This window comes from Clostridium cellulovorans 743B (genome assembly GCF_000145275.1).
Taxonomy (GTDB): domain Bacteria; phylum Bacillota; class Clostridia; order Clostridiales; family Clostridiaceae; genus Clostridium_K; species Clostridium_K cellulovorans.
Map to the genome: position 1 here is coordinate 1,247,003 of NC_014393.1, position 25,072 is coordinate 1,272,074.

The 25,072-nt window shown below is 31.5% G+C and carries 22 protein-coding genes; 16 read left to right on the forward strand and 6 right to left on the reverse strand.

Annotated elements, in window-relative coordinates; all coding sequences use genetic code 11:
* The first annotated feature begins 111 nt into the window (after positions 1-111).
* The 5 genes from CLOCEL_RS05110 (at position 112) to CLOCEL_RS05130 (ending at position 7,202) form a co-directional block, all read left to right on the forward strand.
* Positions 112-2,007 (forward strand): beta-glucoside-specific PTS transporter subunit IIABC, encoded by a 1,896-nt coding sequence (locus CLOCEL_RS05110; RefSeq protein ID WP_010076372.1) that lies wholly within the window; start codon positions 112-114, stop codon positions 2,005-2,007.
* Positions 2,008-2,270: 263 nt separating this feature from the next.
* Positions 2,271-3,707 (forward strand): 6-phospho-beta-glucosidase, encoded by a 1,437-nt coding sequence (locus CLOCEL_RS05115; RefSeq protein ID WP_010076371.1) that lies wholly within the window; start codon positions 2,271-2,273, stop codon positions 3,705-3,707.
* Positions 3,708-3,793: 86 nt separating this feature from the next.
* A complete protein-coding gene (locus CLOCEL_RS05120) occupies positions 3,794-5,254 on the forward strand; it encodes a glycoside hydrolase family 1 protein (protein WP_010076370.1) in 1,461 nt (486 codons plus the stop codon).
* Positions 5,255-5,396: 142 nt separating this feature from the next.
* Positions 5,397-6,818, forward strand: coding sequence for a glycoside hydrolase family 1 protein (locus CLOCEL_RS05125; RefSeq protein WP_010076369.1), 1,422 nt, complete (start codon positions 5,397-5,399; stop codon positions 6,816-6,818).
* Between the two features lie 186 nt (positions 6,819-7,004).
* Positions 7,005-7,202, forward strand: coding sequence for a cold-shock protein (locus CLOCEL_RS05130; RefSeq protein ID WP_010076368.1), 198 nt, complete (start codon positions 7,005-7,007; stop codon positions 7,200-7,202).
* A gap of 115 nt (positions 7,203-7,317) precedes the next feature.
* Here the strand turns inward: CLOCEL_RS05130 and CLOCEL_RS23850 are convergent, their stop codons facing one another.
* Together CLOCEL_RS23850 and CLOCEL_RS23855 are read right to left on the reverse strand one after the other, a co-directional pair.
* Positions 7,318-7,452 (reverse strand): transposase domain-containing protein, encoded by a 135-nt coding sequence (locus CLOCEL_RS23850; RefSeq protein ID WP_081446471.1) that lies wholly within the window; start codon positions 7,450-7,452, stop codon positions 7,318-7,320.
* Positions 7,453-7,455: 3 nt separating this feature from the next.
* Positions 7,456-7,596, reverse strand: a complete 141-nt coding sequence (locus CLOCEL_RS23855; RefSeq protein WP_010076367.1) for an IS66 family transposase — start codon at positions 7,594-7,596, stop codon at positions 7,456-7,458.
* 637 nt (positions 7,597-8,233) lie between these two features.
* On the opposite strand from CLOCEL_RS23855, the gene CLOCEL_RS05135 reads away from it, so the two are divergent.
* Complete coding sequence (locus CLOCEL_RS05135; RefSeq protein ID WP_010076365.1) at positions 8,234-10,756, forward strand: methyl-accepting chemotaxis protein; 2,523 nt, start codon at positions 8,234-8,236, stop codon at positions 10,754-10,756.
* 95 nt (positions 10,757-10,851) lie between these two features.
* On the opposite strand, the gene CLOCEL_RS05140 is transcribed toward CLOCEL_RS05135, so the two are convergent.
* On the reverse strand, positions 10,852-11,976 hold the full coding sequence (locus tag CLOCEL_RS05140) for a DEAD/DEAH box helicase (RefSeq protein WP_010076364.1): 1,125 nt from the start codon (positions 11,974-11,976) through the stop codon (positions 10,852-10,854).
* A 269-nt stretch (positions 11,977-12,245) separates the two neighbouring features.
* Here CLOCEL_RS05140 and CLOCEL_RS23660 point away from each other — a divergent pair, with 269 nt between their 5' ends.
* From CLOCEL_RS23660 to amrS, 3 genes are all read left to right on the forward strand, one after another.
* Positions 12,246-12,419 carry an HAD family hydrolase gene (locus CLOCEL_RS23660; protein WP_278184409.1) on the forward strand — a complete coding sequence of 58 codons (174 nt, stop codon included), beginning with the start codon at positions 12,246-12,248 and terminating at the stop codon, positions 12,417-12,419.
* A 160-nt stretch (positions 12,420-12,579) separates the two neighbouring features.
* Positions 12,580-13,986 (forward strand): AmmeMemoRadiSam system protein A, encoded by a 1,407-nt coding sequence (gene amrA / locus CLOCEL_RS05145; RefSeq protein ID WP_010076362.1) that lies wholly within the window; start codon positions 12,580-12,582, stop codon positions 13,984-13,986.
* A 4-nt stretch (positions 13,987-13,990) separates the two neighbouring features.
* Positions 13,991-14,845, forward strand: coding sequence for an AmmeMemoRadiSam system radical SAM enzyme (gene amrS / locus CLOCEL_RS05150; RefSeq protein WP_010076361.1), 855 nt, complete (start codon positions 13,991-13,993; stop codon positions 14,843-14,845).
* A gap of 153 nt (positions 14,846-14,998) precedes the next feature.
* On the opposite strand, the gene arsB is transcribed toward amrS, so the two are convergent.
* The 3 genes from arsB to CLOCEL_RS05165 form a co-directional block, all read right to left on the reverse strand.
* Positions 14,999-16,063 carry an ACR3 family arsenite efflux transporter gene (gene arsB, locus CLOCEL_RS05155; protein ID WP_010076360.1) on the reverse strand — a complete coding sequence of 355 codons (1,065 nt, stop codon included), beginning with the start codon at positions 16,061-16,063 and terminating at the stop codon, positions 14,999-15,001.
* 1 nt (position 16,064) lies between these two features.
* Positions 16,065-16,403 (reverse strand): ArsR/SmtB family transcription factor, encoded by a 339-nt coding sequence (locus tag CLOCEL_RS05160; RefSeq protein ID WP_010076359.1) that lies wholly within the window; start codon positions 16,401-16,403, stop codon positions 16,065-16,067.
* A gap of 289 nt (positions 16,404-16,692) precedes the next feature.
* Positions 16,693-17,133 carry a hypothetical protein gene (locus CLOCEL_RS05165; protein WP_010076358.1) on the reverse strand — a complete coding sequence of 147 codons (441 nt, stop codon included), beginning with the start codon at positions 17,131-17,133 and terminating at the stop codon, positions 16,693-16,695.
* Between the two features lie 199 nt (positions 17,134-17,332).
* Between CLOCEL_RS05165 and CLOCEL_RS05170 the strand changes: the two genes are divergently transcribed.
* The 7 genes from CLOCEL_RS05170 (at position 17,333) to CLOCEL_RS05200 (ending at position 25,066) form a co-directional block, all read left to right on the forward strand.
* Positions 17,333-17,701, forward strand: a complete 369-nt coding sequence (locus CLOCEL_RS05170; protein ID WP_010076357.1) for an ArsR/SmtB family transcription factor — start codon at positions 17,333-17,335, stop codon at positions 17,699-17,701.
* Between the two features lie 22 nt (positions 17,702-17,723).
* Complete coding sequence (locus CLOCEL_RS05175; protein ID WP_010076356.1) at positions 17,724-20,174, forward strand: heavy metal translocating P-type ATPase; 2,451 nt, start codon at positions 17,724-17,726, stop codon at positions 20,172-20,174.
* Positions 20,175-20,605: 431 nt separating this feature from the next.
* A complete protein-coding gene (locus tag CLOCEL_RS05180; RefSeq protein WP_010076355.1) occupies positions 20,606-21,829 on the forward strand; it encodes a helix-turn-helix domain-containing protein in 1,224 nt (407 codons plus the stop codon).
* A gap of 141 nt (positions 21,830-21,970) precedes the next feature.
* Complete coding sequence (locus CLOCEL_RS05185) at positions 21,971-22,465, forward strand: hypothetical protein (RefSeq protein ID WP_010076354.1); 495 nt, start codon at positions 21,971-21,973, stop codon at positions 22,463-22,465.
* A gap of 155 nt (positions 22,466-22,620) precedes the next feature.
* On the forward strand, positions 22,621-22,971 hold the full coding sequence (locus CLOCEL_RS05190; protein WP_010076352.1) for a thioredoxin family protein: 351 nt from the start codon (positions 22,621-22,623) through the stop codon (positions 22,969-22,971).
* Positions 22,972-23,158: 187 nt separating this feature from the next.
* Complete coding sequence (locus tag CLOCEL_RS05195) at positions 23,159-24,316, forward strand: U32 family peptidase (protein WP_010076351.1); 1,158 nt, start codon at positions 23,159-23,161, stop codon at positions 24,314-24,316.
* 6 nt (positions 24,317-24,322) lie between these two features.
* Positions 24,323-25,066 carry a DNA-methyltransferase gene (locus tag CLOCEL_RS05200; RefSeq protein ID WP_010076350.1) on the forward strand — a complete coding sequence of 248 codons (744 nt, stop codon included), beginning with the start codon at positions 24,323-24,325 and terminating at the stop codon, positions 25,064-25,066.
* Positions 25,067-25,072: the final 6 nt, after the last annotated feature.

Genomic DNA, 25,072 nt, shown 5'->3' on the forward strand with positions numbered 1-25,072 from the left:
GACTAAAGTTGATGGTATAGGACTTATACTATCTATTCTTAGTCTCGCCTTTTTTTATAATAAAAAATTAATTACAAATACTAAATAAAATTATACAAAGGAGAGGTTATTATGAAGTACGAAAAGTTAGCTACCGACATTATAAAAAATGTTGGAGGCAAGGAAAATGTTAATAGTTTAACTCATTGTATCACACGTCTTCGTTTTAAGCTTAAGGATGAAAGTAAAGCAAATACAGAAGTTCTAAAAAAGATGGATGGTGTTGTAACGGTTGTTAAAAGCGGTGGACAATATCAAGTAGTTATTGGAAATCATGTGCCAGATGTTTATGCAGATGTAGTTGCCATTGGAGGCTTCCAAACAGAAGGCGGAGATGGACAAGAATCCAATGAAAAGAAAAGTTTATTTAACAGTTTTATAGACGTTATTTCAGGTGTGTTTGCTCCAACATTAGGAGTCTTAGCGGCTACTGGTATGATAAAAGGTTTTAATGCATTATTTGTAGCTTTAAATATAATCACTAATACTTCAGGAACTTATCAAGTTTTAAATGCTATAGGAGATTCGCTATTTTACTTCTTCCCTATTTTCTTAGGATTTACAGCTGCTAAAAAGTTTAATGCTAATCAATTTATAGGTATGGCTTTAGGTGCAGTACTTGTTTATCCAGCACTTAATAAGCTAACAGCAGCACCGCCACTATATACGTTATTTGGTGGAACGGTAATTGAATCCTCTGTACAATTAACTTTCTTAGGAATTCCAGTTATATTGATGGATTATTCATCAAGCGTTATTCCAATTGTGTTATCAGTATATATAGCAGCTAAAGTAGAAAAGTTCTTTAAAAAAGTAATACCAGATGTAGTTAAAACTTTCTTAGTTCCATTTTGTACTCTTTTAATAGTTGCACCTTTAGCATTAATAGTTATTGGACCAGTAGCAACTTGGGCAGGTAAATTACTTGGAACAGCAACTCTTGCTATATATAATTTAAGTCCAGTTATTGCAGGAATATTCTTAGGTGGTTTCTGGCAGGTGTTTGTAATATTTGGTCTTCACTGGGGACTTATTCCTATTGCAATCAATAATTTAACATTACTTCATTATGATACAATCCTTGCTGTAGTACTTGGAGCTTCTTTTGCTCAAACAGGTGTAGTATTAGCTATATTATGTAAAACAAAAAATACTAAGCTTAAATCCTTAGCTATACCAGCATTTATATCAGGAATTTTTGGAGTAACAGAACCAGCTATTTACGGTATTACATTACCACGTAAAAGACCATTTACCTTAAGTTGTATAGCTGCTGGAATTGGTGGTGGTATGATAGGCTTAATGGGTACCAAAGGATATATGATTGGAGGATTAGGGATCTTCGCTTTTCCAAGTTACATTAGTCCAGAAGGAATGGATAAAGGATTCTATGGTGCAATTATCGGTGTTATAGTTTCATTTGTTCTAGGTTTCTTATTTATGTTTTTCAGTGGCTTCAAGGATGAAGAAGAAGGCGAAAAAAAAAATGAGAAATCAGTAGAAAAATTGATAAAACAAGAAGTAATTGTTAGTCCATTAAAAGGAGAAGTAAAAGAATTATCTCAAGTAAAAGATGAAGCTTTCTCCAGTGGAGCATTAGGTAAAGGCATTGCTATTGAACCAGCAGAAGGTAAAATAATTGCTCCAGTGGATGGTGTTTTAACAACCTTTTTCCCAACAGGTCATGCTTTAGGAATTACAAGTAATAGTGGCGCTGAAATCCTTATTCATATAGGTATGGATACTGTTCAGCTAAACGGTAAGTATTTCTCCCCAAAAGCAAAGCAAGGAGATGTTATTAAAGCGGGAGATGTACTGTTAGAGTTTGATATAAAGGCAATTAAAGGAGAAGGTTATTCTTTAACAACTCCGATAATAGTTACTAATTCAGATAACTATTTAGATATCGTTGAAACAGATAAAAAAGCTGTTGATTACAAGGATGATTTACTAGTAGTTATGATTTAAAAAATAGAATAACCATAGGATTTTTTAACAAATTAATCCTATGGTTATTAAGTTCATATATGCACAAATTTTTATTTCAAAGATGCCAATTAGTAAGAACAACTCTTACTAAGAAATCCTTGAACTAAGATTTAAGATATCAATTCTATTAATACAAAAGATAAGGTTTTTACAGTTAGAATTTTGCAAAGTATATATAAATTCAATTATATCAATTAATAAGTTAGAGATTTCAATATTAAATTAAGTTTGGAGGAAGATAAATGGGAACAAATAGATTACCAGAAGGATTTTTATGGGGAGGAGCAACTGCTGCTAACCAATGTGAGGGTGCTTACTTAGAAGGAAAAAAAGGCTTATCCACTGTTGATGTAATTCCAGCAGGAAAGGATCGTTTTCCTGTTGGTATGGGAAAAATGAAGATGTTTGAATGTGATAAGGAGCATTATTATCCAAGTCATGAAGCTATTGATTTTTATCATCATTATAAAGAAGATATAGCTTTATTTGCTGAAATGGGCTTTAAATGCTTTAGATTGTCTTTAGCTTGGGCTCGTATTTTCCCTAATGGAGATGATGCTGAGCCAAATGAAGAAGGATTAAAATTCTATGATGCTGTTTTTGATGAATGTTTGAAGCATGGTATCGAGCCATTAGTTACAATAACTCATTTTGATGTACCAATGAATCTTGTAAAGACAATCGGTTCCTGGAGAAGTCGCAAGATGGTGGGCTACTATGAAAGACTTTGCGAGGTTATCTTTAATCGTTATAAAGACAAGGTTAAATATTGGCTTACTTTCAATGAAATAAATATGCTTTTACATCTACCTTTTATAGGTGCGGGTTTAGTTTTTGAAGAAGGTGAAAATCAGGAAGCTGTAAAGTATCAAGCAGCACATCATCAATTAATTGCCAGTGCAAAGGCAACAAAAATAGCTCATGAAATAAATCCAGAATTTAAAATTGGTTGTATGTTGGCTGCTGGTAATACTTATGCTAATACTTGCGCACCAGAAGATGTGTGGAAGTCTATAGAAAAGGATAGAGAAAATTATTTCTTTATAGATGTTCAATCTCGTGGAGAATACCCAAGTTATGCAAAGAGAATGTTAGAAAAACAGGATATAGATATAAAGATGGAAGAAGGCGATGAAGAACTTTTAAAGAATAATACCGTTGATTTTATTTCTTTTAGCTACTATTCATCAAGACTTACTAGTGCAGATCCAGAGATAAGCGCGGAAACAGAAGGCAATGTATTTGCTACTTTAAAAAATCCATATTTAAAAGCTAGTGAATGGGGCTGGCAAATTGATCCACTAGGTCTAAGGATAACTTTAAATGTATTATATGATCGCTACCAAAAACCTTTGTTTATTGTGGAAAATGGATTGGGAGCTGTGGATAATCCAGATAAAGATGGTTATGTAGAAGATGATTATCGTATTGGTTATTTAAGAGAACATATAAAGGCAATGAAGGATGCAGTTAATGAAGATGGAGTAGAGTTAATGGGTTATACGCCTTGGGGTTGCATAGATTTAGTCAGTGCTTCTACAGGAGAGATGAAAAAGCGTTACGGCTTTATATATGTTGATAAAGACAATGAAGGTAATGGAACTTTAAAAAGGTCTAGAAAGAAGAGCTTTTATTGGTATAAGAAAGTTATAGAAACAAATGGTGAAGATCTGGGCTAAACTAACGGTGAAGATTTAGAATAGATTATTTGAATTTAAAAAGTTGATTATATATAATTTTATGCTAACTTGTTGGAGGGATAGGGATGAGAGTTGTAACAAATAAATTTCCAGAGAGATTCTTATGGGGAGGGGCTACTGCTGCCAATCAGTTTGAAGGTGGATGGAACAAAGGTGGCAAGGGCCCAAGTACCGCAGATATGATGACTGGAGGAACACATACAACAGCAAGACGTATTACACCAGTTTTAGAAGAGGAAACATATTATCCAAGTCATGAGGCGGTTGATTTTTATGGTCACTACAAAGAAGACATAAAACTATTAGGAGAAATGGGCTTTAAGGTTTTTCGTATGTCTATTAACTGGAGTAGAATATTCCCTAAAGGTTATGAATTAGAGCCAAATGAAGAAGGGTTAAAATTTTATGATGATGTTTTTGATGAACTAAGAAAATATAATATAGAACCACTAGTAACTATTTCTCATTATGAAACTCCATATGGATTAACTGAGAAGTATAACGGCTGGGCATCGAGAGAGGTCATTGATTGTTATGTAAGATACTGTGAAACAATATTTAAGAGATACAAGGATAAGGTTAAATATTGGCTTACTTTCAATGAAATAAACTGTCTTACAATGGCTTTAGGAGCATTTATGAGTGGAGGAATCCTTGTAAATGGCAAAGAAAATTCTGAACTTTCAATGAATGTAAAAGATAATCCTCAGTTAAGATTCCAAGCTCTGCATCATCAGTTTATAGCAAGTGCAAAGGCTGTGAAACTCGGGCACCAAATTAACAGTGATTTTAAGATTGGTTGTATGATAGCCTATATGACCACTTATCCAAATACATGTAACCCAGATGATATATTATTGGCTCAACAAAAAGACCAGATTAGTAACATGCTTTGTGGCGATGTTCAGGTAAGAGGGTATTATCCAAAATACGCTACTCGCTTCTTTGAAGAAAAAGGAATTAGAATTATAATGAAACAGGGAGATGAAGAAATATTAAAAGAAGGCTGCGTTGATTTTTATTCCTTTAGCTATTATATGTCTGCAGTTGCAAGTGCTGATCCGAATCTAGAACAAGTTGGAGGAAACCTATTAGGAGGAGTAAAGAATCCATATCTTAAGGCTTCTGATTGGGGTTGGCAAATCGATCCTAAAGGTTTAAGATACACCTTGAACCATATTTATGATAGATACCAAATTCCATTAATGGTCGTTGAAAATGGATTAGGTGCAGTGGATGTTGTTGAAGCAGATGGCTCGATAAATGATCAGTACCGTATAGATTACTTAAGAGATCATATACTTCAAATGGAAGAAGCCGTTAAAGATGGTGTTGAACTAATTGGTTATACTATGTGGGGATGTATTGATTTAGTAAGTGCTGGTACTGGAGAAATGAAAAAACGTTACGGATTTATATATGTTGATAAAGACAATGAAGGTAATGGAACTCTAGAAAGAGCAAAGAAGAAAAGCTTCTATTGGTACAAGAAGGTTATAGAAACTAACGGTGAAGATTTAGAATAGATAACTTGGTCTATGTATGAAACTTGATATAATAGTATTAGATGTTATTAGTTATGGTATTTTTAAATTTGCATGGATAAACAAATAGTTTTTAGAATATAGGTAGTTTGAAAACATAGAGATTAGAACAGGAGGAACAACGATGAAAGAAATAAAATTTCCAGAAGGCTTTTTATGGGGAGGAGCAACTGCTGCTAACCAATTTGAAGGAGCATATAATGAAGACGGAAAAGGCTTATCAATACAAGATTTAATGCCAAAGGGTATAATGGGACCAATAACTGATGAGCCAACAGAAGACAATATGAAGCTTATCGGTATTGATTTTTATCATAGATATAAGGAAGATATAAAGTTATTTGCTGAGATGGGCTTTAAGACCTTTAGATTATCAATTGCTTGGTCAAGAATATTCCCAAATGGTGATGATAAAGAGCCAAACGAAAAAGGCTTACAGTTTTATGATAATGTCTTTGATGAATTGGCTAAATACGGAATGGAGCCTTTAGTTACAATTTCACATTATGAAACACCACTGGCTCTTGCTAAAAATTATGATGGCTGGGTAAATAGAAAGCTTATAGGCTTCTTTGAAAACTATGTAAGAACAATATTCACTAGATATAAGGATAAGGTAAAATATTGGCTTACTTTTAATGAAATAAATTCAGCACTTCATGCGCCTTATATGAGTGCTGGAATTTGGACACCAAAAGAAAAATTAAGCAAGCAAGATTTATATCAAGCTATGCATCATGAACTAGTTGCTAGTGCATTGGCAGTAAAAGTTGGCCATGAAATAAACCCAGAATTCAAAATCGGTTGTATGATTCTTGGAGTACCAAACTATCCATTAACGTCGATGCCAAGTGATGTGCTTAAGGCAATGGAGCAAGATAGAGAAAATCTTTTCTTTGCAGATATTCATGCAAGAGGAGAGTATCCAAGATACATGAACAGAGTCTTTAAAGAAAACAGCATAGAAATAAAAATGGAGCCTGGTGATAAAGAAATACTAAAGCATACAGTAGATTTCATTTCCTTTAGTTACTATATGAGTTCCTGTGCAACGGCAGATCCAGAAAAAAATAAAAGAGGCAAAGGTAACATTCTTTCAGGAGTACCAAACCCATATTTACAAGCATCAGAATGGGGCTGGCAAATAGACCCACAAGGTTTAAGATATATCCTTAACCAATTATATGATAGATATCAAAAACCATTATTTATTGTGGAAAATGGTTTAGGTGCTGTGGATCAATTAGTTACTGATGAAAATGGCAATAAAACTGTAAATGACGATTATAGAATTAATTATTTAAACGATCATTTAGTTCAAGTTGCAGAAGCTATTGAGGATGGTGTTGAGCTTTGGGGATACACAACCTGGGGCTGTATAGACTTGGTTAGTGCATCAACAGCAGAGCTTAAAAAGAGATATGGCTTTATCTATGTTGATAGAAATGATGATGGAAGTGGTACTTTAGAAAGATACAAGAAAAAGAGTTTCTATTGGTATAAAGAAGTTATATCTAGTAATGGAGCTAGTTTAAAGGTAAAATAACAGTTATAAAAATTTGCATTATATAATTAGTTATGATATTATATATAGAAAGCTTAAATTAATAGTAAATAATGAAACACAAATATATTTCAAAAGTACTTAACAAAGTAGCAATTTGATATAGAAATTTTATTGGTGGATTATTCACTAAGTTTAAGAAAAATAAAATTTCGGAGGTACAGTTTTATGAACGGTACAGTAAAATGGTTTAACGCACAAAAAGGATTTGGATTTATCACTGGAGAAGATGGAAAAGATGTTTTCGCACATTTTTCTAAAATAAACTCTGATGGTTACAAATCTCTTGAAGAAAACCAAAAAGTTAGCTACGAAGTAGTTGACGGTCAAAAAGGACCACAAGCAGAAAATATCACTATTATCTAATAATGAATATTTTACCCCTGAAGCATCAATAATGCTTCAGGGGTTTTTAGTTATTTGGAGATAAATTTTAATTACTTTCTTCTATCAATAGTTTCAATGATGAAAGCTATATAAATTAGCTACAATTATTCCATGTCATTAAGTCTAGTAGAAGTTCTTTATTTTCTGTGTCATTGCCTGATAACTTATCAAATAAATAGACTAGGTATTTTTCAACTACTAAACCATTAGCTTTTGCTGTCTCAATTATACTTTATATTAAAGCGCTAGCTTTTGTGCCTTTAGAAGTGTTTGAGAATAGCCAATTTTTTCTTTCGATTACAAAAGGGGTTATTGCTCGCTCACAACCATTAGTATTTATTTCTAAGGAACTATCTTCTAAAAGGGTTTTCATATTCTTGGAGTTTGACTCTTTTCCACTATCTTCGATAACTTTAAAAGTAGTTTCATCAGCTAATGATATCCCATTAAATATTGGTTTAGTTGATTGTTCAGATTTTTTCCTATAGTAGTAAAGTTCACTCTTAGTAACGTTATTTTCCTTGCAGAAGTCAGTTATAGTTCCTTCATAAGAATGAAACTTATCTAAAAGTCCTTTCCAGGTTCAGTTGATTAATTCCGTTGATATTACAGACCGACCATTTATCTTACTATCTGTAATTTTAGCAAAAGACCTTTTCACTATCTATTCGGTAATTCTTTGAAGCTTACGCTCATATTCAAGGAATGTGCACTTTTGTGTTGCAAATGCAACAATTTTCAGCTAAAAAATGTGTAGTTTTTTGTGTTTATTTGTGCATTTTTTTAAAATATATATTGCAATTGAACCATTTGGGTGTTAATATTATATTCAATATAGAAGAAATAAAAGTTTAATATAATATTTACTTTAATTATATTTTTGGGAAAAACCATAAAAGGATGTGGTTGATTGGAAGAAGTATATACTTTTATAATGTTAAGTTTCTTATAGGTGGAATGATTTATATATTTCTTATTAACGAAAGCAAAATTCATGGAGGATCAAATAAATGAAAAAGGATTACGGTTATAATAAATTGCAGAATTATATCAAATCAAAAGCATCACAAAGTATTAAAGGAAAATTATTTGTAATGTGTTTAGTTAGTGTTATTTGCATTATGTTACTAGGAATTACTTCATTAGTTATATTGTCAAGGAATGGTAATGATTATATCGTAACTACAAATATGAACAAGATTAATTTAATTCAATATGAAAACAAATCAATAAATACTAATTATCTATACTCTTTTGATAACGCGTTATTGGAACAAATAGAATCTAACTTAGGTGAGATTCTCGAAATTGCTGAAGAAACACAGTCTTTAGCAACTGGTACTAATAAAAGCGATATAAATCAAATAATTGATCTTGCACAAAAGAATATAACTAATCTAAAAGAGATAATAAAATTAAATGATTCCAGGGGATTCACCAATGAAGAGGGGAAATTCAAAGAATTTTTAGCAAATGATGAAGCGATCTCTAAAACATTAGAAAAAACAATTGCTGATAAATCTTGGGTAGATTTAAGTATGGGAGATATATCAAGTTTTGCTAATGGAACGGTAGTAATAGATAATAAACAATATAATAAAGTGACCTATGTATCTAATATACCCAACTCAGGAAAGAGACTTGAGATTATACCTCGTATAGGAGGTAATGGTGTTGAATATAAGGGTACTGTATATATAAATAACATTGTCCTTGAAAATGGCTCCAAAAAACAACAAATTGATTTAGGAAAGTATAAGGATGACGATTTGAAAAATAGTTATGGGTTTGCACTTTCAAGTTTTACGCTAAGTAAGCTTAATAATAACCCTAGTATTGAAATAAAAAGTAATTTTACTAAAGCTAATAATAAGTGGGAAGAAATTGATATAAAGTTACCTGCAAGTGATATTGACACACAAGATTATTCCAAGATATCATATGATGTTTACTTTGAGGCTGGAAGTATCCAAGGCTTATCGGCTGGGATGGCCATGAACAATTTATATGACTTCGTTGAAAGTTTTAATTCTATAGTTTCCAACATAGACATGTATAATAAGTTAGTTGCTGAAGGTAGTGATGTTCAGGCTAGTCTTGATGAAATTGCCAAACTATTTGAAGAAATTAAAACAAACTTTCCAATATATTTGCATGACGATACTATTATTCAGAATAACTTGGGTAAGATTATTAATAAACAAAATACCTTTAATGAAATTACTGAATCTGACAAAGAACTTTTAGAGTTTAAAAGTATTAATAATACACTAGAGGAGGACTCAACAACATTAATTTCTACAGTTAAAGAAAATATTGAAACAAAAATGAATACAAGAAAAACATTTATGCTTATACTTGTTACTACATTATTAATCATATCTACATTGGTTATTGGTTTTATAACCTTTGCTATAAAAAATAGTATATATGATAATATGAAGCAATTTTCAAAGATTTTAGATGAGGTTGCAGACGGTAACTTACTTTCACGTTCAAAAACAAAATCTATGGACGAGTTCTCTATCTTTTCAAAAAAACTCAACGAATTTTTAGATAAGCTATCAAGTATATTGGGTTCAGTTCAAAGATTGTCTGATGAAGTAGAAAGCAAAAACAATATAATAGCAAATATAATTAGACAAGTTGTAAAAGGGAATGAAGCTGGTGATGATATAGTTGTAAAGAAAGGGATCTTACAACTAGAAAAATTATTCGGAGAAATTTCTGAGAGTGTTGCAACACAGAGTGCAAATACAGAAGAATCACTTGCTGGTATTAATGAAATTTTAGATTTAAATGAAAAGGTATTGGCAGATATTACAAATACAAAAGAAGTTTCTCAAGAGACATTATTAAAAGTAAAAGATGGACATAATGGGATTACTAGTCTAAATGAAAAAATTGAATATATTAATACTAGTGTTTTTAATACCAATGAAGAAATAAAAGAACTAATTAATAATGCTAAGAGTATCGAGGAGATTTTGGTCTCAATAAAAAGTTTTTCAGGACAAACTGATTTACTTGCACTAAATGCTACCATCGAGGCTGCTAGAGCAGGTATGGAAGGCAGAGGCTTTGCGGTAGTAGCAAATGAAATTAAAAATTTATCACAACAAACAAGTAATGAAACACAAAAGATTAATGCTATAATTGAAAGTATTAATAATAGAATTTACAAGGTTCAAATTGCAAATAATGAGGTTGTAAATAGTATAAAGTATGCATTAGAAACTACTAATTATTTTAAAGATATTATGAATGAAGTTACAACTTCAACAGAATTTAATTTTGATAGTATCAATAAGTTATTTCAAACTATTAAGGAACAAAATAACTGCATGAATCAAATCTCAAATGCAGTTGAACAAATTAGTGAAGAAGCACTTAGCATCCAAGAAAAAACAGCTAATACCACAGCTATAACAACAGAACTTTCTTCAACTTTGGTTAATAACTTAGAAGAAGTAGAAGGTGCAATTAGAAATTCAAAACAACTAAAAGATGATATGAATTTTTTCAAAATATAATATAATAAATAGATGATCAAAATTCATAAGTATAATTTTGGTCATCTATTATTTTGGCTATCTTTTTATACTAGATTATCAAGGGTGGAACAACGTTAGTCCTTTTTAAAACTATCATCCACTTGTCTTCTTGGTATCTGAAACTTAAGCGCTTCCTCGATTTCTTCTAACATATCATTATTCTTTGGATCGATAAACAAGCAAGTATAACCCTCTTCGCCAGCCCTTCCAGTTCTACCTATACGATGAATATAGCTTTCCACACTTTCAGGGATATCATAATTATATATATGAGTTACTCCACTTATATCAAGACCTCTAGCAGCTACATCAGTAGCTATCAAGTATTGAAAATCAGCATTTCTAAAAGCTTTCATTATTCGTTCACGCTTTGATTGTGGTATATCACTGTGAAGTTTTGCACAATTATAGCCACGTTGATAAAGACCTACTTCAAGGTCATCGGCTCTTCTTTTTGTTCTGCAAAATATAATAGCCATAAAAGGATTATCTTCATCAAGGACAGCACACAAAGCATTTTGCTTTCTTCTATCAGTAGTTTCCACCACATGTTGCTTAATAGTGCTAAGAGTAACTTCTTCCTTTTTTATCGTAACTGTTATCGGGTCATTCATATATCTATAAGCTAATTTTTTTACGTCAGAATTTAGCGTTGCAGAAAAGCAAAGGGTTTGACGCTTTTTAGAGGTTACTTTAATGATTGACTCCACCTCATTCTTAAAGCCCATCAAAAGCATTTGGTCTGCTTCATCTAAAACAAAGGTTTTCAGCTTGCTTAAATCTACAGTTTTTCTTTCAATGTGGTCTAAAAGTCTGCCAGGTGTAGCGATGATAAGGTGGATATTGTTCTTAAGCTTTTTAAGCTGAGAGCCTATATCTTTACCACCATAGGCTGCTAATATATTTATATCTTTACCTTCTTTAAGCTTTAGAGCTTGATTTGTTATCTGAATAGCAAGTTCTCTTGTAGGAGTTAATATTAAAGCTTGAACGTTATTTACAGTAGGGGAGATATTTTCGAAAATCGGAAGCAAAAATGCAAGAGTTTTTCCAGTACCTGTTTGCGCTTCGCCTATAAGATCTCCGCCAGCTTTTATATGTGGGATGCTCTCACTTTGAACCGGAGTTGGTTCAGTGATACCAGTATCCTTTAGTATTTTTACTAAGGCTTCATTAATGCCTAATTCTTTAAAGTTCATGATTTTCTACCTTTCGTTAATATCTAGTGGCAAGAGCATCTCAGCTCTTACACTGACTTATTTTTCACTTTGACTACATATATTTATGGAAGGAAAACTTCCACTATATTTTTTATTTCTTTGCGTTAGTTAATAATATCATACTGTTAGAAGAATTACTAATTAATATAGAGTTCCTAAGTTGAATCTTTACTATTTTAAGAAGTTCTATTTTATATTGTGAATATCCAGAATAATTTTAGATATATAATTCTAATTGGGACATAGGTATATCATTATTAAAAGCTTTATCAAGGTACTATAGAGAAAAACATAGGCTCTGTCAAAGAGTAATGTTTTTTGGAGATGATGTTAATGACATTGAACTGATAAAAGAATGTGGTATAGGTGTAGCAATGGGAAATGCAATAGAAAAGGTGAAAAATGTTGCAAATTATAAGTAAGCTCAATATGTCTGAATAAAAAGAATATTAAAGTATCGAAAGGTTTAAAATAGTACATATTAAAAGAAACATATAAGTTTGAATTTTTATTAACATAACTATATAGTTTTAAGGGATTTACATAAGAATCTTAAAACAGATATAAAACGAGGTGATTTATATGAGTTTTCAAGGATTTTATCTTCTTCCTCATCCTCCAATTGTTGTTCCTGAAGTAGGAAAAGGAGAGGAAAAAAAGATTTCGGCTACCAGTGCAAGTCTTCACGCTATTGGAAAGGAAATTGCCGTAAGAGCACCAGATACAATTGTACTTATAACGCCACATGGCACTATGTTTCAAGATGCCATAGCTCTTAGCTATGAGGACGAAATTGAAGGAGACTTAAAACATTTTAGAGTTCCTGAGGTTACCATGAAGTTCAAGATCAATAAAACTCTTACAAGCAAGATTTTTGAGATGGCTTATGAAGAAGGAATAGCTTCGGTACTAGCAACGGACTCGATTTTAAGTAAATATAATATTTCTGTTTCTTTAGATCATGGGGCAATAGTGCCTTTATATTTTGTAAATAAGTATTTTAACGGCTACAAGCTTGTGCATATTACTTATACGGAATTAAGTGATATTGATTTATATAAGTTTGGACGGTTCATAAGTAAAGCTGTTGAAGAGTTGAATGAAAAAGCTGTATTCATAGCCAGTGGAGATTTGTCTCATAGGTTGAAAGATGATGGACCTTATGGTTTTGATCCTGCTGGTGAGAAGTTTGATAGAGAATTTCTTGATTATCTGCAAAATGGTGATGTAAAAGGTGTTTTTGGTATAGATAAAAAAGTTATAGATAAGGCTGGTGAATGTGGTAGGCGTTCTACAGCTATTTTATTAGGTGCCTTAGATGGTAAAAAATTTAGCGGTGAACTTCTAAGTTATGAAGGCACTTTTGGAGTGGGGTATGGAGTTATGAGATTTAATGTTATGGATAAGGATTCATCTAAATTAAACGACCTGGAGTCAATACGTAGAGAACTACATAAAAAAAGAGAAATCCTTAAAGATCCTTATGTGAGGCTTGCCATAGATAGTCTTACTACTTACTTAAAGACAGGAGAAGAACTTGCGGAAGCTCCAGACTATGTAACGGAGGAAATGCTTAGCCATAAAAGAGGGGTTTTTGTATCTTTAAAAAAGAACGGAAATTTAAGAGGTTGCATTGGAACTATTTTTCCTGCAACAGATAATGTAGCGGAAGAAATTATGAGAAATGCTATTCAAGCTGGGATATATGACCCAAGATTTAACGAGGTGGAAGAGCATGAACTTGATGACATAGTTTTTTCTGTAGATGTATTAACAGAACCTGAGCCAGCTAAGTTTGTAGAGTTGAATCCAAAGGAGTATGGGGTAATCGTAAGTTTTGGAGAAAGAAGAGGACTTTTGCTTCCAGACCTTGAAGGGGTAGACACTGTAGAACAGCAGTTGGATATTGCTTTAGATAAAGCTGGAATAGATCCCTATGAACAATATAACATAGAAAAGTTCCAGGTTATAAGGCATAGAGAGGATTAAAAATATGAAAAAGGAAGCTATGTTTTATGAAAAGGTCAAGGATAAAATTCATTGTTTTCTATGTCCTCACAATTGCGTAATAGAAAATGGACATTTTGGTAAGTGTAATGTAAGGACCCATGAAGATGAGATTCTTTACACCATAAACTATGGAGAAGTTACTTCCGCAGCTTTGGACCCTATTGAGAAAAAGCCTCTTTATTATTTCAAACCTCATAGCAACATTTTTTCTGTAGGAAGCTTTGGCTGTAATTTTAGATGTTCCTTTTGTCAAAACTATAGCATTTCTCAATACAAGGCTAAGAGTGAGTATGTTACCAGTGAAAAATTGGTTGAAACTATATTAACTATGGAGGACAACATTGGCGTAGCATTTACCTACAATGACCCAAGTATTTGGTATGAATATGTTTATGAGACTGCAAAGCTATTAAAGGAAACCAATCCTAATGCTTCAGTAGTTCTTGTTACCAATGGATATTTTAGCGAGGAACCATTAAAGAAGCTTCTTCCCTTTGTGGACGCTATGAATATCGATTTAAAAAGCTTTAATAATGAGTATTATAAAAATCTTTGTGGTGGAAGAATAGAGCCTGTGTTAAAAGCCATTGAAATAGCAGCAAAAGCTTGCCATGTGGAGGTAACCACTTTGCTAGTAAGTGGTGAGAATGACAACCTAGAAGAAGTAGAGGAAATTGCAAAATTTCTAAGTTCCATAGATAAGGATATACCACTGCACCTTTCAAGATATTTCCCCAGGTATAATCTTGAGAATCCACCGACGGATATTGATTTTATGAGAGAGGCGGAAAATGTGGCACAGAAATATTTAAATAGAGTTCAGCTTGGCAATGTGTAAGAAAAAATATTTAAATAGAGTCAGCTTGGTAATGTATAAGAAAGTTAATTTATCACATTAAACCTATATTTCTATAATGCTGTAAGCGTCATTAAAACCGTTGCTTACAGCTTTTAATGACGCTCACAATTTCTTTATAAGGTATTTTAAATATTATCTAACATCGCTATTTTTATAGTATGAGAAATACTTTTTACCCCAATACAATGCAACATTTACTAAGGCTATCATCACAGGAACTTCAATTAATGGTCCTATTACAGCTGCAAAAGCTACTTTCGATTCGATGCCAAAGACTGCAACTGCAACTGCTATTGCTAGTTCAAAATTATTACTTGCGGCTGTAAAGGATAATGTAGTGGTTTTATTGTAATCAATTCCTGATTTATAGCTAATATAGAAGGAAACAGAAAACATTGCTATAAAATAAATTATAAGAGGTATTCCTACTTTAATAACATCTAGAGGTAAGTCTACAATATATTTTCCCTTAAACATAAACATTACTATGATTGTGAACAATAATGCTATTAATGCTAAAGGACTTATTTTAGGAATAAATTTTTTAGTATACCACTCTGTTCCCATTTTAGGTTCTAATATAAGTCTAGTAGCCATTCCTAATAAAAATGGTATTCCAAGATAAATCGCAACAGAGGTGGCTACTTCTCCCATTGAAACATGAATTTCAAATCCTGTAAGTCCAAAAATAGGTGGTAACACTGTAATAAAGAAGTAAGCAAATATAGAATAAAATACCACCTGAAATATAGAATTAAAAGCAACTAGTGCTGCGGCATATTCGTTATCTCCATCGGCTAAGCTATTCCAAAGAATTACCATAGCTATACACCTAGCAAGACCTATAAGAATAAGTCCAGTCATTAATTCAGAATCAGATTTTAAAAATACAAAGGCTAATATAAACATTAAAATTGGTCCAATAAACCAGTTTTGTACTAAGGATAATACTAGAACCTTAGGATTTTTAAATACTTTTCCCAGTTGTTTATAATTTACTTTAGCTAAAGGCGGGTACATCATCACAATAAGTCCAATTGCTATAGGTATTGATGTTGTTCCAACAGATAGTTTTGCTAATGCTGTTGACAGTGACGGCACTGCCCATCCAAGTAATATTCCTAGTGCCATTGCAGCAAATATCCAAATAGTCAGATATCTATCTAAGAATGATAATTTCGATGTTTTATTACTCAATCTAATCTCCTCTTTTCTCTTTACATTGATATTTTGATTTATTCTTGCAGACACATTCCTCTGTATCTGTCACAAGGTTCATAAGAAATAATATAAGCTTGTTACAATTGGAATTATTTAAAGAATAATAATTCCACAGTCCCTCTTTTCTGCTTTCAACAAGTCCACAGTCACTTAAAACCTTCATATGGTGTGAAAGAGTTGGCTGAGTAAACTCAAATTGTTCTAGTATTTCACATGCACATTTTTCACCACAGGACAATATATCAATAATTTTAAGCCTTCCTGGATCTGAAAGTGCTTTAATAATTTTTGCATTTTCCTCATATTGTGGTTTCACAAAATCACCTCACGCATAGATGGATATCTATATACTCTATAAATACAATATATATAACTATCTATAAACTGTCAACATATCTGAGGATAATCAACATAAACTCAACTATTATATTTATAATTCTCTATATTTAACATTGTATGTTCTTTAGCTTTAAGTGTTACTTTTACTATTTACAAATGAGCTGTCTTAATTTAGTTTATCCAAAAAAATACTCTCTAGAGAATAAAAAATGGTCAAGGTGATAAACACCTGAACCATCACAGTTTCTATACTATTAAATTTTAATTTATGAAATAAGGCTTTCTATATAAGCTATATCAAAGGTATCTGTAATTTTATAGGTTCTAGTTTTACCTTGATCAGATAGTCTCATTTCAATGTATCCATTATCATATAAAAACATTAAAACAGGTGTATTTACCTTAGCATCAAAAACAATCATATATTGATTTTTATAGCTGATAGGCACTGCTTTTCTATATTCTGATACATTTAAATTAGAGAATCTAGATATTATATCGTTAATTTTTTCTGTATCTTTGATACTTGTTTCGTTACGCATATTCCCAGTTTTAAAAATAACAACTTCATTTATAGATTCTTTTGAAATGTTTTTAAAGGCTAAATCATCAAGTGTACCACTTTTAGGGGATATAAGATATGTAAGTATAAGTACGATTGATATTACAACTCCAAGGATAATAAAAGATTTTTTCGGTTTTTTCATAATTTCACCCGTCAAAGATTAAATTTTTCATTGTATTACATTACATGTATTTAAAATTATACCATTATATCAAGGAAATGCATTTTATTTATGGAAAAATTCATTATTTTATTGACATAAATAATAGAGATGCATATAATGAATACATGAACAGTTATTCAGATGTTTATATATTATAGTGATAATGAGGTAACTTTTTATGGAAGAAAGAAATAATATTGAAAGTTGTAATTGTAGCATCATACATGAGGATGTAGTTAATAAAGTAAAAGCAAATATGCCACAAGAGGAAAAGCTTTATGACTTAGCAGATTTGTTTAAAGTGCTTGGAGATAGTACAAGAGTTAGGATAATATGTGCATTATTTCAAGCTGAGATGTGTGTTTGTGATATAGCAGCATTGCTTAGTATGAATCAATCAGCAATTTCACATCAGTTAAGAGTTCTAAAACAAGCAAGACTTGTAAAGTATAGAAAAGATGGTAAAGTAGTTTATTATTCTTTAGAAGATGAACATGTTAAGCGTATATTTGATCAAGGATTAATTCACATAGATGAAAAAAACTAATTGGAGTTAGGGGATGAAAGGTATGGGGAAGGTAGTTAATAATCCTAGTAAAAGTAATATAAAGTTAGTACCAAAGAATATTACACCTTCACAGAGCAATATAAAAGCTACTGTTAAAAGGGAATTTATTTTAGAAGGACTTGGCTGTGCAAATTGTGCAGCAAAAATGGAACACAAACTTAGTACCTTAGAGAGGATTAGCTCAGCAAGTGTTAATTTTGTTACAAAAACATTAACAGTAGAGCTGGATGGAACAAATAAAACAGATGGATTAGTAGATACAATTACTGAAGTTGTCCAAAGTATAGAGGGACACGTTAAAGTAATAGAAAAACAATCAAATAAAGTGTTGAAAAAAGAAATTAAACTTCAGGGACTTTGTTGTGGTAACTGTGCAGCTAAGATAGAAAGAGAATCAAACAATATAAAGGGCGTAAAGTCTGCTGTAGTTGACTTTGTTAATACAAAGCTTATTTTAGAAATAGACAACCTATCTAAACAAAATGTAATTATTGAGAAAGTTAAGGAAATTGTAAAAAGAATTGAGCCAGATGTGAAAGTAATTGAACTTGAAAATAATAATAGGGGAGCGAAAGACAAAACTCATGAGCATAATCATGATGAATCTAATAAGTCAGATATGATTAAGTTTGGTGCTAGTGCATTGATTTTTGTAGTAGCATCTGTTTTGAATCTTTCAAGTTATATTGAACTAACTCTATTTTTAATAAGTTATATACTTGTAGGTGGAGAAGTAGTTTTAAGGGCGATAAAGAATATTAGAAGAGGTCAAGTGTTTGACGAAAACTTCCTTATGAGTATAGCAACTATTGGAGCTTTTGCAATTGGACAGTATCCAGAGGGTGTTGCAGTTATGCTTTTCTATCAGTTGGGAGAGATGTTTCAAGGTTTTGCTGTTAATCGTTCAAGAAAATCTATTACAGCGCTTATGGATATAAGACCTGATTTTGCTAATCTAAAAATTGGTGATGAACTTAAAAAAGTATCTCCAGAAGAGGTTGGGGTAGGCGATATTATAGTTGTAAAGCCAGGAGAAAAGGTACCACTAGATGGTAAAGTAATTGAAGGCAATTCTATGGTGGACACTTCTGCTTTAACTGGGGAATCAGTTCCTAGAGAGGTAGGCGCAGGGGATAGTATATTAGGTGGAGTTATCAATAGAAATGGGCTTTTAACAATTGAAGTAGAAAAAGAATTTGGGGACTCCACCATCGCGAAGATATTAGATTTAGTTCAAAATGCAAGCAGTAAAAAAGCTCCAACAGAGAACTTCATAACAAAGTTTGCTAGATACTACACACCTATTGTAGTTTTCTCAGCGGTAGCATTAGCTATAATACCACCACTTGTTATAGATGGGGCAACATTTTCACAATGGTTATATAGAGCATTGGCTTTCTTAGTAGTATCATGTCCTTGTGCTTTAGTTGTATCTATACCTCTTGGTTTCTTTGGTGGTATAGGTGGTGCTTCAAGAAACGGAATTCTTATTAAGGGTGGAAACTACTTAGAAGCATTAAACAATGTTGAAATAATTGTATTTGATAAAACAGGAACACTTACAAAAGGTGTATTTAAAGTAACAGAAGTAAAGGCACAAAATAATTTTACAAGTGATGAACTTATAAATTATGCCGCTTATGCTGAAAGTTATTCTAACCATCCAATAGCTACTTCTATATTGAAGGCTTATGGCACGGAAATAGCTAAGGATTCAATAGAAAACTACGAAGAAATTTCAGGCTATGGTGTTAAGGCTATGGTATCAGGCAGAGAAGTATTAGCTGGTAACTTTAAGCTAATGAATAATGAAAAAATTATTTATCAGCAGATTGAAACTATAGGTACAGTAGTTCATGTAGCTGTAGATAAAAGATATGCAGGCTATATTGTAATATCTGACGAGATTAAAGAAGATTCTGCAAAAGCAATTAAGGATTTAAAAGCTATAGGTGTTAAGAAAACAGTAATGCTTACAGGTGATAATAAAATCGTTGGAAACAAAGTTGCTAAACAACTAGGGTTAGATAAAGTTTATGCTGAACTTCTTCCAGATCAAAAGGTTGAAAAGGTAGAATTATTAGATAAAGAAAAGTCACCAAAGGGAAAACTAATATTTGTAGGTGATGGAATAAATGATGCACCTGTTTTAGCAAGAGCTGATATAGGAATAGCAATGGGTGGTGTTGGTTCTGATGCAGCAATAGAAGCTGCTGACGTGGTTATTATGACTGACGAACCTTCAAAAATTACTGCAGCTATAAAAATAGCGAAAAAGACTAGACGTATTGTAATGCAAAATATAATCTTTGCATTAGGAATTAAGATTATTTTATTAGTTCTTGTAGCCATGGGACTTGGTACTATGTGGGAAGCAGTGTTTGGGGATGTTGGAGTAACATTACTTGCTGTATTAAATTCAATGAGAGCTATGAAAGTAGAGAAGATGTAAAAATTAGAAGTGCAGTCATAATTGTTATGGCTGCACTTTAAAAATTATGAAGCTCTGTTGAGAAATACAAGGCTACAGTTAAAATATATTATAAGATTTCAGGTTCATCTTAAAATCTAAAAGGCGTAGCTATATTTTCTTTATGCTTTCTCTAAAAGAATCATGTTTGTCCTTGATGAAGATATTTATATTAAAAAGAATAAAAGTAAAAGCACATTCTCAAATTTATTGAGGTGTGCTTTTTATATGCAAATAAATATAAAAAAATTCATCAAAGCTAGACAAATTGTGAATTAGTGCATAAATACTTAATGAAAAATTCTAATGGATGACTTGGGATGAATTATCATGGAAGCATAAATTATAGTCTTGCTAATAATCATCTAACCCTGAGTGCTTAACGGTCCATTGATAAGAAGAGGAGAATATTTATGGCTATTTTTAGAGTGAATAAGGATGATAAAAATCCATTTATGATGATCAATAAAGAATTCGTTAACGACAATAGATTAAGTCTTAAAGCAAAAGGGCTTATGTGCTATTTTCTTAGTAAACCAGATTCTTGGGAATTTTATATAGAGGAAATAAAGAAGCACACAAAGGACAAAGAAGCAGCTATTTCTTCTGCAATAAAGGAATTGATAGAAGGTGGATACATAAAAAGATCGCGAAAAAGAGAAAATGGTAAGTTTCTTGGTGGCTATGCTTATGATATCTTTGAAGCTGCAAAAGGAGATATATCTAAGGTTGATGTATCTATAGGAGCTATGACAATTGGTCAACAAAGCTACGGCAAGTTAATTGTAAACGATAATGTGGGACAAGCACCTTGTAACGATTTTACTATATATGAAGAAATTCAATTAAGGAGTTGTATAGCTGCTGCAGTGGAAGAAGAAATTAAAGTTACCGATAAAAAAGAGAACAAAGTTGAAGAAGATTATAATAGTAGAAAAACCTATAGCAGTGAAAAAGAGTATATCAGTACAAATGAGTATGCTAGCGAAAGAGAGTATAATGTTGCAAAGAAGTATACAGATGAGGAACAGTATACCAGTGAAAATGCTGATATACTAGGAACTCTCCATAAAGTTAAAAACATCAAAATGGGAAAATCCCATACTGGGGAAAATACCGAAATGGGAAAAAACCATACTGGTGAAAATACCGAAATGGAGTTTTACCAAAATGGAGAATTACCGAACTGGAAAAATCCTGTGCTATTAAATAATGACTTTAATAATAATAATGACTTTAAAAGTAATAATGATATATATACCTCCGATTTTAAAGAATCAGAGGAACTTACTTTAGCCAAGTATCTTTTTAAGCATATAAAAAACAATAATCCAAAAGCAAAGGAGCCAAACTTAGAGAAATGGGCTAAGACCTTTAAGCTTATCCTAAAAAAAGATCAACGAAACTTTGAAGAAGTAAAAATCATAATCGATCTTTCCCAGAAACATCATTTTTGGTACAAGAATATATTGTCTCCTGAGGCATTGAGAAAGCAATATGATAGGCTGATTCTTGAGATGGAGGAAAAGAAGAAACCTAAGAAAAATCAAGAAAGTTATGCAGGAACCTTTGGTGATTATACCCAAAGAACTTATGACTTTGATAAGTTGGAAAGGCAGCTTTTGGGCTGGAGCTAGTAATTTTTAAGGTGCAAAACTATTAAGCATAATATTTACAAAAGAAGAGAACCTATTTTGCTTATTAACCTGGGATAGTTTTAAATTTATGTTATTATTTGTATATATGGATATAATTAATATGAATGGAGGATGGGTTTTATGAGAAAATTATTATTGGTTCTAATTGGTGTAATGTTATCGTGTCTTATAGGGGGTACTGGAAAAGCTGTAGGAGATGAAAAAATAGCAGAAGATTTTGTTAAAGCTCAAGGCTATGATATTATTACCCCAAAAGGAGAAATAAATAAATATGTATTAGAAAAAAGTAAGCTTCATGGAGGAACAGAAACAATTCCATATCAGCAATCATGGGGTGTACAAACTGTAGGACCAGACAGCTATTTTGGTAAAGAAATAATTATATATGGATTTATTGTAAAAAACCATCCTCTAGAAAAGAAAGATAAAAATGTGCAAAATGGAGTAGCGGTAAATATCATGCTATCAGACAGTAAAGTTATTGGAGGTTATTCTTATCCTAATGAAGATATTGTTGGAGCATATAGTTCTTTAGATGGAAAAACATTAGAAGAAGTCACTGGATTAAGTTTTCAGCAATGGCAAGATAATTGGAATAAGAAATATAGAAATTAGACAATGATAACATCTCATATTGCAATGCAGTACATGTTAGATGTTGTCTTTAGTTGCATTTTTAAAATGGATTACGAAAGAAATATTGATTATATACAAAGGGTTAATGATATTATTGATGACAGGGAACTTAATGAGTAAGGAGATGAGCTTTGATGTTGAAAATAAATAGTAATGAAGATATTAAAAAGCTTATTAGTGATAATGAAATAATCATTATATATTTTAGCAATAAGGTTTGTGGAGCTTGTGATGTTATCAGAAATAAGGTTGAAAGTATATTAGAAGCTTATCCTAAGGTAAAACTTATTGATATTGATGGTGAAGAACAAATAGAATTAGCAGCACTAAATAATGTTTTTTCCTTTCCATTATTGATACTTTATGTTGATGGTAAGGAAGTAATCAGAGTTGGAAGGAACGTTAACTTGCTAGAACTAGAGAATACTATTAAGAGATATTATGATTTGGTGTTTTACAATATTAAAAAAGAGAAGAGTTTTTAAAAGCCCCAGGGTGTGTGGAAGTCAGAAATAGCTTTTTAGGATAATCAATTAGACTTTAAGATTCAAAGTATTTACAGTAAAAAAAATACTTGACAGGAAGACTGTTTTAAATTTAATATATTATTGTTATTATTGTCAAAATTTTAAATAATAATAATATTTATACTTTTTATAAGGGGAAATTATTATGAAACTAAGTGTACCTTTTAATGGTGATATTTCTTTGATTGACAATTTGAGAGATAAAGAGATCTGCATGTTTTATGGGCAGATTTCAGAAGAGGCTTTTGGTGGAGGACGATCTAATATTGGTAAATATGACCAGGAAAATTTAAAAAAATTTGTCGAGGAAATCAAACGCAATTCCATTAAGTTTAATTATATATTGAATGGAAATTGTTTTTCTAATTTGGAATTTACAGATGATGTGAAAAGGAAGTTGTATAACAAATTGCAGTGGCTGGAAGAAATTGGAGTGCATATGGTAACATTCAGCAATCCATTTTTTATAAAATTCTGTAAAAAATATTTTCCAAATTTAAAAATTAGCCTATCTGTTATTGCTCGTGTCAACGATTTAAAGCAGTTACTATTATGGGAGCAAGAAGGTGTTGACCATATTACTTTATCGAAAGATATAAATAGAGATTTTGAGACATTAATGAAAATGAAAAAGTACTCAAATATGGAGCTTCAACTATTGGTCAATGATCCTTGCTTACCTTCTTGTCATCTAAATAATTACCATAATCAGATTACTTCATATGCAAGTCAAAGTATTCTTTCAGACGCAAAGATGAATCATGTAAGTTTTTGCACTTCCCAATGTAGGAAAAGTATGCTTGAAGACCCTACAAATATTATTAGGGCTATGTGGATAAGGCCAGAGGATATAAAGGTTTACGAGGAAATTGGCATTAGTTCTTTTAAATTGGTTGACAGAAAAGAATCTGTCAATTGGATTGAAAGAGCAGCGAAAGCATATATAAACAGAAAATATTCAGGAAATCTAGCTGATTTAATGAGTTTTTTCTCTTTGAATAAAGGCAATGGAGAGTTAGAACCTGAGCGCAATTCTGAAAAAATTGATATTGAAAAAATGGATTGGATAACAATTCCAAAGGAACATAAAATAGATTTTAGATTCAAACCTTTTATTGACAATTCAAAATTAGATGGATTTATTGATCGTTTTGTTAAAATGAGTTGTAGAAATCAACCTTGTTCTGTTTGTGGATATTGCTCAAAATTTTCAGAAGCGGTTAGTATAGATTACAATGACCAAGAAGTGGTTTTACACAACCAAGACCATTATATTGATAAGTTACTAGAAAAAAAGAGGTGAATCTAGGTGAAGCAGGATATTTCATCACTTAAAGACAAATTCGAATTAAAGGTTTCATCTAGTGAAAACCTTAATTTCATTTTAAATAATTCTTTAGATCTAGTTATAACATCTCCTCCATATAATATTGGAACAGATTATACAGGTTCATCAGATGATAAAAGCCTCTATGGATATGAAACATTTATAAAAAATGTATTCAAAGAATGCTATGAAAAGTTAAAAATGGATGCATATTGTATAGTGAATATTCCAGAAAATATAAAAACTAAAAACGAAGTCTGGTACTATCCGAAAATTTACAGTTCAATTTTAAAAAATATAGGATTTTCACTTATTTCAGTACATCCATGGTTTAAATTATCTTTAGATGGTGAATTATTTACAAGCAAAAAATGGGAAGAAGGTAAAGTGTGCAAAGATTCTCATGTTCACTCTGTTACGGAATGGTTTATGATTTTTAAAAAATCTAATCAAAAGGAGGAATTTAAAATAGGAGAAGGTTTTACATTTACTCCATATAAGACACCATTGCATCCAGCTGCATGGCCTGTAGCATTAATAGAAGAATTGATCAAAAATTACTGTCAAGTTGAAGGTAAAGTTCTGGACCCTTTTGCTGGCATTTGCACTACTGGATTAGCTTGTGTTAGAAATAATAGATGTTTTATTGGTGTTGACATCTCTAAAGATTATATAAGTATCGGTAGTAAGCTTTTAAATGAAGAAATGTTAAAATTAAAAAAATAAATATTC